The following is a 14,316-nucleotide window of genomic DNA, read 5'->3' as shown; positions in this document are numbered from 1 at the left end:
AGGCCAACGATGAAAAGCACTAAGCAGTTTGCGCTGTCGTTACTTCTAATTGCGGGTGGGTTCATATTCGCAAGCTCGATTTACACAGTAGATGAAGTTGAGCAAGTCATTATTACGCAATTTGGTAAACCCGTAGGCGAGCCTGTTGTAGATGCTGGTCTTAAGTTTAAAGTCCCTTTTATCCAAGAGGTCAATCCTATTGATAAACGTGTACTTGAGTGGGATGGCCCTCCTTCAGATATGCCAACTAAAGATAAATTGTATATCTCGGTTGATCTTTTTGCCCGCTGGCGGATTGTTGATCCCCTACAGTATTTTTTGCGCTTGCGGGATGAACGCAGTGCGCAATCACGATTAGACGATATCCTCGGCAGTGAAACCCGAAACGCTGTCGCCAAACACGAATTGATTGAAATTATTCGAACCACTAAAGGTCGAGAACCGCTCTTGGATTCTGAAGTAATTGGGGCTAGTGAGCTGTCATCGCCAGAGCAGAAATCCGATATGGGCGCATTGGTACCCATTGAGAAGGGACGCCAAATGGTTGAAAAGGAGATATTTAAAGCTGCTGCAGAAAAGGTAGGAGTATTTGGTATCGAATTACTGGATATTCGCTTTAAACGCATTAATTATAACGAAAGTGTCCGCCCCAAAATTTATGACCGAATGATTAGCGAGCGCAGACAGATTGCAGAGCGCTTTCTATCTGAAGGAAATGGGGAAGCTGCGAGGATACGCGGTAATCGAGTGCGTGACTTAAACAAAATACAATCCGAAGCTTATCGAAAGGTCGAAGAAATTCGCGGTCTAGCGGATGCTAAAGCCGCAGATATTTATGCGCGGTCCTATAATCAAAGCCCGCAATCCATAGAATTTTACGAATTTACCCGCACCATGGCGTCTTACCCTGCGATGATTGGTGAGAGTACAACTCTCGTGCTATCGACTGACAGTGACTTGTTTAAATTTTTAAAGGGTATGAAACCTATCACCGATACGTCTTCGCAATAACGGTTGCAGCTCGCCGATAAATTAAATGCAATGTGTAACCGTCTCCCCTTGGAGAGAATTTTTCCGAGAAAAGTCTTACACGATGTAAAGAGGTTTTTATGGCAAATGATAAGGAGTGGCAAAGGCGTAGCGATGAATGGGTGCGCATGCTTGAGCAATCACGATTACATAAAGAAAAACGTTTATCCGATAAAAAAAGTGCTCCTGAATCTCAAGTCGATAAAAAGATCGAGGTGCATGTTCGAAAACCAATCGACACTTCTTAGTTGGTATTTAAGTTGAACGAGTAAAACACTAATCAATCATCGGAGACAAGGTTATGAGTAGAGAGCAAAAAGACAACAGGGAAAGCAAGAAAAAATCAACCATGACACTAAAAGAGAAAAGGCTGGCAAAGAAAACGAAGAAAGCAGATAAAAAGAATTCTAGCTTATCGGTCTAAGCCGCTCCTGCCTCAAGATGGTCGTATTTGCTTCGGTAGAAAATGTCGGCAGTGGTCAAGGCTATTAAATATATAGGAGATTCTCGTGAACAAGACTGACAATGAATTGATGGTTAAATATGGGATTACCAGCAAGACGAAAACAATATATTCCTATAAACAGCATAACTATGAACGACTCAAAGACGCAATAAGCTACGCCGAGATTGATATAAATCGACATCAACAGAATGGTCCGAGCATACCCAGAGTAGATGAAGTTGATTCAAGCAAGCGCAATGATGACTGAGATCGCCGCCATTACGACAATTCTTTGTTTTAAAAAATGCGAAAAGCGATTTGAGTAAAATGGTGAATCCATATGATTCCAAAAACCGAAAAAAGTTGGCGAACACGTTACCTTCAATCCCTGTCACTTAAGGAAACGGCTCTTTCTTATTGGTCTCTTAAAAACTTGGCCGAAGATTTCCAGCATCCACTAGAAGAACAACCTTTTGTGACACGTCTGTTTCTCGAAAATGTGATGAGGCATTACGAAGGCAATGACGTCACGCCTGCGGTGATTACCCATCTTTTTTCGGGCGAAGCCGGGAAACCTGACCGCTCAGAGCGTGCATTTTCTTTTTATCCCAGCCGTGTATTAATGCAGGACTATACTGGCGTGCCCGCGATTTCGGATTTGGCCGCGATGCGAGATGCCGTTGCAGAACGGGGAGGAAATCCGAAAAAAATTAATCCGGTTTGCCCGGTTGATTTGGTCATTGATCACTCTGTGATTGTCGATCAGGCCGGGACTGACAGTGCTTTGTCTCATAATCGAGCCCAAGAAATGGCACGTAATCAGGAGCGCTACCAGTTTCTTAAATGGGCACAGCAGTCATTTGATAATCTCACCATCGTGCCACCTGGCAGAGGCATATGCCATCAGGTCAATCTCGAATACTTTGCACAGGTGACTCGTAAAGCTGAGGACACATTGATACCAGACACCCTGGTCGGCACCGATAGCCACACCACCATGATCAATGGGCTGGGTGTGCTTGGTTGGGGTGTTGGCGGTATAGAGGCAGAAGCCGTTATGTTGGGACAGCCACTCAGCTTAAATATGCCCAACATTGTGGGCGTAAAACTCGAAGGAAAATTGGCTGCGGGTACAACTGCCACAGATCTGGTGCTCACCGTAACTGAAAGATTAAGAAACCATGGCGTAGTGGGAAAATACGTAGAGTTTTATGGGCCTGGCGTATTGCCTCTAAGCGTTGCCGATCGAGCGACTATCGCCAATATGGCTCCCGAATATGGTGCGACCTGCGGACTGTTTCCCATTGATGAAAAAGTCATTGAGTATTTAACCTTAACCAATCGTCCTACTCACATTGTTGAACAAGTCCGTGCCTACGCTATTGCGCAGGGGCTTTGGTATGATAGCGCCACGCCTGACGCTGACTATTCGGAAAAACTATGTATTCAACTGGCCAACATTGAACCCTCAGTGGCCGGGCCAAAGCGACCACAGGATCGTTTGTCGTTGCCGTCCATCAAGACTAAAACCTTGGAGGCAATGGCGTTCACTGGGCTTATCCCAGCCGTTTCACACACATCTGTTTCACAAAAGGCTGTCGATGAGCAGCAACCCATTATCGATGGCGATATCGTTATCGCAGCCATAACCTCTTGCACGAATACCTCTAATCCACATGTGATGTTACTCGCCGGGTTGCTGGCAAAAGCTGCGGTAGAAAAAGGCTTGTCGGTTAAGCCACAGGTTAAAACCTCCCTGGCACCTGGTTCCCAGGTTGTCGCCCGTTATCTCGATAACCTGGGGTTGCAACCCTATTTAAATCAGCTTGGGTTTCAGCGTGTTGGTTTCGGTTGTACTACCTGCATTGGTAACTCAGGTCCATTAAACCCGGGGGTTGAAGCGATAGTTGAGCAAGGCCAGTTAAATGTGTGTGCCGTGCTTTCCGGCAACCGAAATTTTGAAGGTCGAGTTCATCCTGCAGTACGTTTAAATTGGTTGGCCTCGCCTCCGTTGGTGATTGCATTTGCCTTGGTTGGGCATACTCGAATTGATCTTGTGAGCGAACCTCTGGGGCACGATGAAAAAGGCAACGCCGTTTTTTTAAAAGATATTTGGCCGAGTGATAGCGCGGTCAATAAGGCATTGCAACAGGTGACACAGGCGCAATATGCGCAATCGTACGAAAATATGTTGCTGGGTGATGAGGCCTGGGAAAGCTTGCCGGTGGAAGAAACGGTTCGATATCACTGGAAAAAGCATTCAACGTATATTCGCAAGCCGCCTTTTTTTGCTGGTATGTCCGATGTTGATAGTGATGAGACGGTTGACAGAAAATACAAACCGGTCGCAATACAGACCGCAAAGATACTCGCCATTTTGGGCGACTCTATCACCACCGATCACATCTCTCCTGCGGGTCAAATCAGTGAAGATAGCCCATCAGGAAGCTATTTATTAGCACACCGTATCAAACCCGATCATTTTAACAGTTACGGTTCTCGACGGGGAAATCACGAAGTGATGGTGCGCGGTACGTTTGCCAATAAACGGCTAAAAAACAAAATGGTGTCGCCAAAGGAAGGCGGTTTTACCCTGTGTTTTGAGGAAAATAGTTTTGAGGAACATTGCTTTGGAGAAAATGGACAAGCGCACCCGATAGTTCCCATCTATGAAGCCAGTCAACGGCATATCAAAAAAAATAACCCACTGGTGGTATTTGCTGGCAAGGAATATGGCACGGGGTCGAGCCGCGATTGGGCGGCAAAAGGCTGCTTATTATTGAATGTGAAAGCCGTGATTGCTGAATCCTATGAGCGTATTCATCGTAGTAATTTAGTCGGTATGGGTATTTTGCCGTTGCAACTTCCATCGGGTACGCGCGTAGATGACTTATGTCTGGTGGGCGATGAAACCATTGATATCCGCTGGTCTGATGAGTTAAGGCCAAGTCAGCCTGTTGATCTGTTTATCCGGCTTAAAAATGGTGAACACAAAGCAGTTACGGTTATTGTTCGCATTGAAAACAACCGTGAGCTTGATTATTTCTATGCGGGTGGTGTGCTGCGTTATGTAGCACACCAATTTTCTCAAAAAGAGCACTGAATTATTGACATGACGGCAAATAAAACGGTACAGCGTGATGCTTCTGACAGCTTTGGTAAGATCGCTATCCCAGACAACGCACTGTGGGGCGCTCAAACACAACGCTCACTAAAGCATTTCAACATCGGTAGACATCGGGTTGATAATCGCTTGATAAAGGCGTTAGTTTCGATTAAGAGCGCCTGTGCGCAAGCGAATCAAGAACTGGGATTATTGAGAAATGAATTATGTGAAGCAACCGCAATCGGTTGCGATGCAATTTTACAAGGACACCATGACAAACAATTCCCATTGCATGTTTGGCAAACAGGTTCTGGCACTCAGACCAACATGAATGTGAATGAAGTCATCAGCTCACTGGCAAATGCGTATCTGGATGAAGCGAGTGATGAGGATTCAGCTAATCAATGCATTGTTCACCCTAATGATCATGTGAACATGTCGCAATCGTCTAACGATATTTTTCCCAGCGCGATGCATCTTGTTGTCGCACAACTGACCCACAAAACACTGTTCAAATCTCTCGATAAGCTAGAAACAGAGTTGGCACAAAAACACGTCGAATTTAATGAAATATATACGGTGGGGCGTACACATTTAATGGACGCCTTGCCGTTGACGGTTGGCGCTATTTTATCGGCATTTCGTGTTCAGCTTGTTGAAGTGAAAACAGCCATAATGGATAGCGTTAAAAATCTTTATCTCTTGGCTATAGGTGGTACAGCAGTGGGCAGCGGCAGTAACGCTCCCCAAGGGTTTGGTCAAACAGTGTGCGCTTTGCTGAAAAGACAATATGGGCTACCGTTTAAGTCGCATACTAATCTCTATGCGGCGGTTTCCGGTGAAAATGCGTTGTTACGATACAGCGCGTCGCTGAAGCAACTGGCCAGTGTGCTCTTTAAAATGGCGAATGATTTTCGTTTGTTAGGCAGCGGTCCTCGTTGTGGTTTTAATGAGTGGCAACTGCCCGCTAATGAACCGGGCAGTTCAATCATGCCAGGCAAAGTGAACCCAACTCAATGCGAGGCGCTGAGTATGGTATGCCTCCAAGTATTTGGGAATGATTTAACTGTATCGCTGGCCGCTTCTCATGGTCAGCTTCAATTGAATACATATCGCCCGGTCGTCATTCACAATGTCTTAGAAAGTATCGACTTATTGTCAGATTCTATGGTGTCTTTTGCTGATCATTGCGTGTGTGGACTGGCTCTTAATGAAAATCAAATCACTGCTAATATGGCTACCAACCTGTCCACAATAACCGTGCTGGTGCCTAAACTGGGGTATGAGCTTAGCGCACAAATTGTGCATGAAGCGCATAACAAAAATGTCTCTCTGGGCGAGGCCGCTGAGAGCTTGGGTTTCTATAGCCACACCGAGTTTGAGCAGCTATTGCATGACCAGTTGCACGAACAACAAAATGAACCATAAGTCGACTGGTATTGGGCGCGGCCATCCTACTCAGCTGCCTAAGGCACGTATCGACTGGTTGATTCAACCCGTTTCGCGCTTTCTCAAAATTGAAGCCGCAGCGGGTGCCGTATTATTGATGACTGCACTGGCAGCTCTATACCTGGCAAATTCACCCTATAGTGAATGGTTTAACCGCTTATGGCATATCTCCATCGGCGTTAATATAGGCTCTGTTGAGTTTGAGCGGTCTTTACACGCATGGATTAATGATGCTGTGATGACTCTTTTTTTCTTTTTAATTGCGCTGGAACTCAAGCGTGAGATGGTACTGGGGGAATTGCGCAGCCCCCGATTAGCGATACTATCTATTTCAGCGGCCATTGGAGGTATGCTGCTCCCCGCGTCTATTTACCTCTATTTCCAGTTTGGTGAGCCTGGTCAGCAGGGTTGGGGAACGGTCATGGCAACAGACACAGCCTTCGTGATCGGTTGCCTGGCTTTGTTGGGAACACGAATTCCTAAAAGCTTGCGTGTCTTTATGTTGTCGTTGGCTATCGTGGATGATATTGGTGCCATTATTGTCGTGGCCGTTGGTTATAACGATCATATCCATTGGCTTGCGATTGGGGCGGCCCTGCTTGGGTTTGTTGTCGTTAAAGCTATGGCGTTGATCGGTGTCCGTAGCATCACCTTGTTTTTTATCGTGGGTGGCTTGATTTGGATGGTCGTGGATGCATCGGGTATTCACCCCACAGTCACCGGAATCATTCTTGGATTGATGACCCCAACCCATAAATGGGTCAACGACGATCGCTTACACACCATTATGGACTGCGTTGTAGCATATCCCCCTGGTGATCATTGGAGTGGTGATACGCTGGATCGCCAAGTATTGAAAACAGCTGAAGCGGCAGCGCGTGAAGCGCTTTCCCCGGTCGAACGCCTGGAGATAATGCTTCATCCTTGGGTGGGCTTTGTTGTCATGCCGTTGTTTGCCTTCGCTAACGCGGGTATTCCTCTGACGGGGACGGATTTTACGGCGCCTGTAACACTGGCCGTATTTCTCGGGTTTGTATTAGGTAAACCTGCTGGCGTGGTTTTATTCAGTTGGATAGCCGTTCAGTTGCATATCGCAACGTTACCAAAGGATTTACCTTGGCGAGCGATTTTTGCTGGCGGGATATTGGCGGGTATTGGGTTTACCATGGCCTTGTTTATTGCTAACTTAGCCTATAGCCCAGAGCAACTTAGTGCCGCGAAACTGGGTATTTTATGTGCGTCAGCCTTCTCCGCTCTGATGGGGTTAATCTTACTAAGGTTTTTTACGCAGCCTAAAAATTCCCAAATTTAGCGAAAACTGCCTGCTACACCTCTTCAAAAACCTCTGAAGAGTCTGTTAAAGATTGCTGCCTACCATTTGTGAGAAATACTCGACAATATAGAGTATACAGGCTCAAAAATAAAGCCCATACTGGCTTGCTGATCATTGCTTTCATCTAGTGTCTATTGACGCCCGTTTCCCTCCCCCTTCGCGCGGCCCTTGGCCTCGATATTATCAATTCCAGCGCCCATACACTTGCTATATAAACGTAAAGGGATCACTATGAATATTGAAATCATCACTGCACCCAACGAAACACTCAAAGAAACCGGCTTTGGTAGCCTTAACACATGCCAGAACGTTTTAAGTTCAATTCAAAAAATGGGGCACAACGGTCGAATAGTCTCGTGTGAGTCATTAGCTGATTTGGAGCGCGTTATAAAACGAAAGCCAGACTTAGTTCTCCTCGCGGTTAAGTACATCCCAATGGAAAAGGGTGACAATATCTGGTTATCGGAATATTTTGAAAATCACGCGATTGCCTATTCCGGTTCATCAAAAGATATACTTCAATTCGATTCGGACAAAATATTGGCAAAACTTCATTTACGTGAAAAGAACATTTCAACTGCGGCATTCTTTACGGCATCAGTAGGTCAATTTCAACGAGATGAAGCGCTACCGCTTAACTACCCTTTATTTCTTAAACCCAACGGAGCAGCCAACGGCAATGGCATTGACGAAGCGTCATTTGTTCAGTCTTTTGAAGAATTCGAGAGTAAAACATTATCATTACAAAAATCCTATGGTCAACCCATTCTCGCTGAAGAATTATTAACCGGTAAAGAATATACCGTCGCAATGATCACAACCCAATCTGGAGAACTGCTAGATGCTGCGATTGAAATCGTACCACCAAAATCGAATCGAGATCTCCGAATACTCAGTGGGAACATTAAAACTAAAAATATTGAAGTTCTCAAAATAATATCGGACATAAAAGTACGCAACAAAGTACGAAAGATCGCCTCTGAAGTGTTTATTGGTTTGGGTATTGAGGGTTTTGCTCGGATCGATATCAAATCAAATGCCGATGGAAGGTGTTTTTTTATGGAGGTTAATCTAGTTCCGGGAATGACCGCCGGTTCCAGTTATTTTCCTGAAGCTTGCAGAATGGATCGTGGTTTATCTTATGACCAAACCGTTGCCCATATGGTCAATTACTGCCTCGGTAAAGAACTAAAAGCAATGCAGCGTACGCACCTATTTTCTTATCACCAGGGGGATTTGGCACTTACTTAATCGCTCCAATTTATTTGGGATATTTATTGGTAATAACAAAGACCTTAAAATTGAGTATGCGCAAATGAATACACACCGAAATAAAAAGGCAATTATCACTATCACCGCCGCCATAATGTTTTTTTCGAACAGCCTGTTATCGCAGGACATAAAATCCTCAGAAAACCCTCCAAACTCACATACAAGATCATACAGTGATAATTGGACATGCAATCGTGGGTTTAGTAACAGCAATGAAAAATGCGTCGCTATAGCAATACCCGCTAATGCCTATCTTGAGTCTAATGGACGAAGTTGGCGATGTCAGCGAGGCTATAAAAAAGAAAAAGAGCTTTGCGGGCTAATAGATGTGCCAGAAAACGCGCACTTAATTGATGCGCAATACGGAAAAGGCTGGGAATGTGAGCGTAGCTATCGAGAAGATAAAAATCGATGTACCAAAATTGATGTACCCGAACACGGCTTGTTAGAGCATTCCAGCAATGGGCTCGGCTGGAGTTGTAAACACGGTTATCGGAGGGGCGAATCAAATTGTTTGGCGATTATCATACCTACCAATGGTTATGCTACCAATTCTGCTTATGACAAAGGTTGGGAATGTCTTCTTGGTTACCAAGAAGAAAATGGCGCTTGTACTGAAATAGAAATACCCGAAAATGCTTTTCTCGACCGCTACGGTAGAAACTGGCAGTGTGATCGCGGTTACTATAAAGAAGACAAGAGCTGCCGAAAGATTGTGCTCACCCAAAATAGCTATTTAAATGATTCGGGCAATAATTGGCAGTGTGATCGCGGTTTCAAAAAATCTGCTAATAACTGCATCGCAATAAACGTTCCAGTGAATGCGCATATTGATTATTCGGGTAGCACCTGGCGTTGTGACCCTGGGTTTCGACAGCACAATGGCTTGTGTACAGTAAATGAAAATCGATAGATTCTTGGTTCGATAGGCAATCAGCTACAGGCGAGCGAAAAAATCCAAGCGTTTTATAAAAAACGAATGAAGGTGATTAACGTAAAGAGAAAACTATGGACGAAGATGATCACGATAACACAGTCGTTATTCATCGGAGCAGCCTTTGATAATAAAGGGAAAACCTCTCTCCCGGCCTTGATAAGGGATTAATCCATGTCCATCACGGTATGTTGGGGGCAATAGACGCACCCGAGAGTTCTGACAAAAACAGTTATCGTCAATACGACACAGAAGAGGAATTATCACGCCTTGACGGTGCTACTGCGAGTATTTCTGAAGAGTTATTCCTACTGGCAGAACGGGTGGAGCAAGAAATTGATGCAAGGCTTGCGGAAGTGTTTGGGGCGCACCAACTCATGGTGAATGATACGGCTTTGCGATTGGAGTTGTGAAAGGAAATCATTGACAACTTAGTCAGTGCGAGCAGTGCAGTGAAAACCGTGTTCTTGCGATGGGAAAAACGGTTTTTGCTCATGGAATCGCAAATCGCCCTAGACAAAGGTGACGATATGCGTGATCTTTCGATTCGTTTACGCAACGCATTGGCCGGAATTACCGTTCACCCCTTGGATAACATTCCCGATGCTTGTGTGCTTACCACCTCCCGTTTACTACCCTCTGACACAATTTTTCTCGCCAGCAGACCGATCTCAGCCGTGCTTATGGAATATGGTAGTGTCGGTTCCCATGCGGCTTTGTTTGCCCGAGAGATAGGACTTTCTGCCATTTCAGGATTCGCTGATTTATTAACATTGTATCGGATGGCGCATTGGCCTTAGTGGATGCGGACGCCGGTTTAGTCACTCTTCGACCTTCCTTGAGCCAAACTCAAGCTTTTCAGAAAAAGACTGATAACAAATCACGTGCTTTACAAGCAGCGCGCGAACACGCTCGGCGACCTGCTGTGACAAAAGATGGTATTGAAATCTCGGTGTTTGCCAATGTCGGTTGTCGTGAGGATACTGAAAGAGCAATATCCAATGGTGCGGAAGGCATAGGTTTATACCGTATCGAACAGGCTTACCTGGGACGCTCTACTCCTCCCAGCAGGGAAGAACTTGTCAACGAGATGCGAGAGACATTGGCAGCGGCAAGAGGTCGCAGTGTTTGCGTACGGCTTCTGGATATCGGTGCCGATAAACCGCTGCCATTTTTGGGTTTTCTGGCTGAAACAAATCCAGCCCTGGGGCGACGGGGTATTCGCTTGCTTAGGGCATACCCCGAGCTGCTAAAAACGCAGGTGCATGCGGTACTTGATCTTGCCACAGAGTTCGATATCTGTGTGTTGATTCTCATGGTGAAAAATATGTTCATAGAGCTGGGGACAGAGCGCCAGGTATTATCGCTTCCCAAACTGGGTGCGATGATAGAACCCCCCGCTGCGGCGCTTTCGGCCATAGAGGTTACTAAGCATGTTGATTTTCTGAGTTTTGGTAGCAACGATCTAACGCAGTATACATTTGCTGCTGATCGCGAGGATGCGGCAGTGGGGTGCTACTTTAACAATGTGTCGCAGGTCATATTCCGCTTATTGGAAATAACTCATAGTGATGTGCCAAACGTTCCGCTTTCTCTCTGTGGCGAACTTGCAGGCCGACCGGAACACATTACCAGGCTGCTACAGTGCGGAATACGAACCTTGAGCGTTGCCGGGCCTTTAATTCCGACAGTTAAAGACGCAATCCGTGGTTGCAAGTGTGTATCTAATTTGTAAGCGACAAATGTTGTGATACTCTAGGGAGAAAATAATTGATAATCGCAACACTTCGCTGTTGTTAATCAATATTCTACGCGTTCCATACAAGCCATTAACTCCCTCACATTAACACTCGCCATGCCGCTGCTGATATCTGACATTGCCTAGGGTGAGCATCACAACTATACACTACGTTTGGCACACTGTTTTGCTATCTTTTGACGTTTATTGGGAATTAGTAAAATGTTTTTCAATATCTGTTCCTTCGGTTCGCTAGCGCACCGACCACAGGTACTTTTTTCACTATAGTGACAATTCAGCCTTAGGTGTACCACTTAAGGCAAATCAACGGTTGGTAATATTATGCTATTCCCCAGAGACCATACGAAGAAAAAAATAGACGTGCCGCTCATTAACCCGAATGAAGAGGAAACCTTACCTCACATCAAGAAATTTGAGAGGGAAACAGAAAAACCTACAGGAGCACAAGCAGCCTTAGAGCAATCAAAAAATATTTTTGGTCCGTTTCGAAAAACACCTAGATTTGAAAAAACATCGTTTGTTAAAAGTCAGGAGAAGTCGTTTTTGCAGGTAGGAAAAGTAAATAGCGACAAAGATTAATTTTCGATTCTAAAGGGTTTTATTTAAATCATAATTCCGATTTAAACTGTTGAAAATAGGCGTTCAGATTCTAATCTAACAGCTTGATAGCATTCACAACAATGCTCTTCAAGAAGTAGTCGATTATTTATAATGATATGCCCGCGGTGGCATTCAATTGCTTCCAAACTTTGCAACTTACTTGCATTGGACGAAATGCCTTCACGTCGCACACCTAATAACTGTGCGATGAGATCGTGAGTTATGGAAATTTTATTATCGCAACTACGATCTAAAAAGAGGAGCATAAAGCGACATAACTGCTGACTTAATGAATGGCGTCGATTACAAATCGCAGTTTGTGCCATTTGAGAAGTAAGTGATTGAGTGTAACGTAACAGAAGTACAAGTAACTCTTCATGGCGATTAAATTCGTCTTTGATCCGCTTTGCGGATATGCGATACGCGTAGCCGGTTTTGATAACGACTGCGCGACTTGGCGTGCTTTCTCCTCCCATGAACACCGCGACTCCAAGCAAGCCCTCATTGCCAATCATCGCGATCTCTGTCGCTGCCCCGTCAGCCAAGTCGTAAAGCAACGATATAATGGTGTCGACCGGGAAGAAAATGTGCGTTAAATCGATACCGGATTTATGTATAACGTCGTCCCGAGAGAGCGTTACGAGTTCCAGATGCTTAAATAAACGAATTTGAGTTTCGTCAGGAATTGAGGATAATAATCGGTTTTCTAATGGGGAAGGCATCTTCGATTAATCTCGGCATCAAGACAGCCTTTCATAATACGCTTTTCTGAGTACAGCGGTAAAAAAAGCCGGCTTTAATCATTGTTGTGAAACCTGTTTGATAATTTCAAGCTTGCTTTCGTCAACCTCCTTTTCAAAGATACGCATACCCATAACATTATCACTATCAATGATAGTGTACAGTGCATTCTGAACGACAGTTGGGGATTATGACCGTACTTTAAACTAAACCGAGGTTGGGGGTTTCATACCATATGAAAGGGAAAGTGGGTCGTTTTTAGGTCTAACATGTAATAAGTCTTGATTATTTAATGTTAATTTATATCTATTAAACTATTTCACGCAGGTATAAAATAGTATGTATATACGTGGTACGTAATACAGTATGAAATAATCTGAGGGCACTGCTATGCCAGAGGCGGCATTAATAAAGCATTAGTCATCGAAGCGCGAGAAACGCTGTTGAACCGGGGTGAGAACCCCTCAATCGACGCAATACGTGTGGAGCTGGGCAACACCGGGTCAAAATCAACCATTCATCGCTACCTAAAAGAAATCGAGGAAGAGTCCTCAGCCAGGCTTGATGACGAAGCCTTATTAAGTGAACCCATCAGGTAAACTCACTGCGACACTGAGGCAGGAAGCGCACTCAGTTGTCAGGAGCAACAAAGAGCAAAATCAACACCGAGAACAAGCTTTGAAGGCTCGTATCATGGAGCTGGAAAGCATCGTCGCCTCGCAGGAAAAAACGCTCAATGCCAAAGAGGAAACGCTTCAAGATCAGCTGGTCCAGTTGGGCGAACGAAAATCCTCGGAAGATAGACTTGGTGCTGAACTCGCTGAAGCCAAGCAAGCCATCACCGAGCAAAACGCCATTGTTACGGAAAAACAGTCTCACATCGACTCGTTAGAAGAAAGGCATCGCCATAGTCGTGACGCGATGGACCACTATCGTCAATCCGTTAAAGAGCAAAGGGAGCAAGACCAACGAAATCACGAACAGCAATTGCATCAGCTGCAAGCGGAAATTAGAGCTCTTAACCAAACGCTCTCCGTCAAGCAAAACGACATTACAAGCCTGAACAAAGATAACGGCCGATTAGTGGCTGAGATCAGTGCAGCCCAAAAAACGCTAGCAGCACTTCAAGCTGAATCTCGTAAACATCAAGCACAAATTGATGCTCAGACATCAGAAAACAAGGTGCTTGAGGATAAAATACAAAAAAATGAAAGCTATGTTTCCGGGCTGGAATCGCTCAAAAAAGAGTACGAAACGCTAACCGAGTGGAAAGAGAAGTCACTATTGGCACAAGCTAAACTTGAAGCAGAAGTTGCTGTAAAAAACGAGCTGGTAGAGCGTTTGATGGAAGAAAAAAGCAAAAACTTTGGTGGGCCAGTAGATAATGACCTACTGCTCTCAGGCTCAGGAGGGTATTTGCTCTTATCGCTGGCCACCTAAGGCGCTTCGCAGACCTCTTTGCTTTTTCATGACGGAGGAGGCTCATACCCAGTCAACCGGTATGTTAACGATAGGCAAATCCTTGGACGAGTACTCCGAAACCGATTTGGCAAGGACGAGTTAGGCTGGCTATATATCATTAATGAACCCTCGTTAGTTAAGTTTGCAGAGCAACTCAATAAAGATCTTCCCAAAACTGAAGTACTGC

At 44.9% G+C, this 14,316-nt stretch carries 16 protein-coding genes; 15 read left to right on the top strand and 1 reads right to left on the bottom strand.

The features are described 5' to 3' along the window. The first annotated feature begins 9 nt into the window (after positions 1-9). From hflC to AB1S55_RS12975, 13 genes are all read left to right on the top strand, one after another. On the top strand, positions 10-1,011 hold the full coding sequence (gene hflC, locus AB1S55_RS13035) for a protease modulator HflC (RefSeq protein ID WP_370978617.1): 1,002 nt from the start codon (positions 10-12) through the stop codon (positions 1,009-1,011). A gap of 98 nt (positions 1,012-1,109) precedes the next feature. Then, a complete protein-coding gene (locus AB1S55_RS13030; protein ID WP_370978616.1) occupies positions 1,110-1,277 on the top strand; it encodes a hypothetical protein in 168 nt (55 codons plus the stop codon). 53 nt (positions 1,278-1,330) lie between these two features. Beyond that, positions 1,331-1,453: a hypothetical protein gene (locus tag AB1S55_RS13025; RefSeq protein ID WP_370978615.1), complete on the top strand. Its 123-nt coding sequence runs from the start codon at positions 1,331-1,333 to the stop codon at positions 1,451-1,453. An 85-nt stretch (positions 1,454-1,538) separates the two neighbouring features. Next, positions 1,539-1,742 (top strand): hypothetical protein, encoded by a 204-nt coding sequence (locus AB1S55_RS13020; RefSeq protein ID WP_370978614.1) that lies wholly within the window; start codon positions 1,539-1,541, stop codon positions 1,740-1,742. 72 nt (positions 1,743-1,814) lie between these two features. Next, positions 1,815-4,577 carry an aconitate hydratase AcnA gene (acnA, locus tag AB1S55_RS13015; protein ID WP_370978613.1) on the top strand — a complete coding sequence of 921 codons (2,763 nt, stop codon included), beginning with the start codon at positions 1,815-1,817 and terminating at the stop codon, positions 4,575-4,577. Positions 4,578-4,586: 9 nt separating this feature from the next. Further along, positions 4,587-6,008 carry a class II fumarate hydratase gene (locus tag AB1S55_RS13010; RefSeq protein ID WP_370978612.1) on the top strand — a complete coding sequence of 474 codons (1,422 nt, stop codon included), beginning with the start codon at positions 4,587-4,589 and terminating at the stop codon, positions 6,006-6,008. Further along, positions 5,974-7,341, top strand: a complete 1,368-nt coding sequence (gene nhaA, locus AB1S55_RS13005) for a Na+/H+ antiporter NhaA (protein ID WP_370978611.1) — start codon at positions 5,974-5,976, stop codon at positions 7,339-7,341. Before AB1S55_RS13010 ends, nhaA begins: the two co-directional genes overlap by 35 nt. 252 nt (positions 7,342-7,593) lie before the next feature. After that, positions 7,594-8,613 carry a D-alanine--D-alanine ligase gene (locus tag AB1S55_RS13000; RefSeq protein ID WP_370978610.1) on the top strand — a complete coding sequence of 340 codons (1,020 nt, stop codon included), beginning with the start codon at positions 7,594-7,596 and terminating at the stop codon, positions 8,611-8,613. Between the two features lie 349 nt (positions 8,614-8,962). Further along, positions 8,963-9,547: a hypothetical protein gene (locus AB1S55_RS12995; protein WP_370978609.1), complete on the top strand. Its 585-nt coding sequence runs from the start codon at positions 8,963-8,965 to the stop codon at positions 9,545-9,547. A gap of 209 nt (positions 9,548-9,756) precedes the next feature. Further along, positions 9,757-9,981 carry a phosphoenolpyruvate-utilizing N-terminal domain-containing protein gene (locus AB1S55_RS12990; RefSeq protein ID WP_370978608.1) on the top strand — a complete coding sequence of 75 codons (225 nt, stop codon included), beginning with the start codon at positions 9,757-9,759 and terminating at the stop codon, positions 9,979-9,981. 81 nt (positions 9,982-10,062) lie between these two features. Continuing rightward, positions 10,063-10,368, top strand: a complete 306-nt coding sequence (locus AB1S55_RS12985; RefSeq protein WP_370978607.1) for a PEP-utilizing enzyme — start codon at positions 10,063-10,065, stop codon at positions 10,366-10,368. A 38-nt stretch (positions 10,369-10,406) separates the two neighbouring features. Next, positions 10,407-11,303, top strand: coding sequence for a putative PEP-binding protein (locus tag AB1S55_RS12980; protein WP_370978606.1), 897 nt, complete (start codon positions 10,407-10,409; stop codon positions 11,301-11,303). Between the two features lie 345 nt (positions 11,304-11,648). Next, positions 11,649-11,906 (top strand): hypothetical protein, encoded by a 258-nt coding sequence (locus AB1S55_RS12975; RefSeq protein WP_370978605.1) that lies wholly within the window; start codon positions 11,649-11,651, stop codon positions 11,904-11,906. A gap of 41 nt (positions 11,907-11,947) precedes the next feature. Here AB1S55_RS12975 and AB1S55_RS12970 read toward each other — a convergent pair whose 3' ends face one another. Then, positions 11,948-12,649 carry a Crp/Fnr family transcriptional regulator gene (locus tag AB1S55_RS12970; RefSeq protein WP_370978604.1) on the bottom strand — a complete coding sequence of 234 codons (702 nt, stop codon included), beginning with the start codon at positions 12,647-12,649 and terminating at the stop codon, positions 11,948-11,950. A 462-nt stretch (positions 12,650-13,111) separates the two neighbouring features. Here AB1S55_RS12970 and AB1S55_RS12965 point away from each other — a divergent pair, with 462 nt between their 5' ends. Together AB1S55_RS12965 and AB1S55_RS12960 are read left to right on the top strand one after the other, a co-directional pair. Beyond that, positions 13,112-13,267 (top strand): DNA-binding protein, encoded by a 156-nt coding sequence (locus AB1S55_RS12965; protein ID WP_370978603.1) that lies wholly within the window; start codon positions 13,112-13,114, stop codon positions 13,265-13,267. Positions 13,268-13,361: 94 nt separating this feature from the next. Then, positions 13,362-14,108 (top strand): RNA methyltransferase, encoded by a 747-nt coding sequence (locus AB1S55_RS12960; protein WP_370978602.1) that lies wholly within the window; start codon positions 13,362-13,364, stop codon positions 14,106-14,108. Positions 14,109-14,316 lie beyond the last annotated feature (208 nt).

It is taken from the genome of Agaribacterium sp. ZY112, from assembly GCF_041346925.1.
Classification (GTDB): domain Bacteria; phylum Pseudomonadota; class Gammaproteobacteria; order Pseudomonadales; family Cellvibrionaceae; genus Agaribacterium.
The sequence above is the reverse complement of the archived record's forward strand: the minus strand, read 5'-3'. Positions and strand labels throughout refer to the sequence as shown.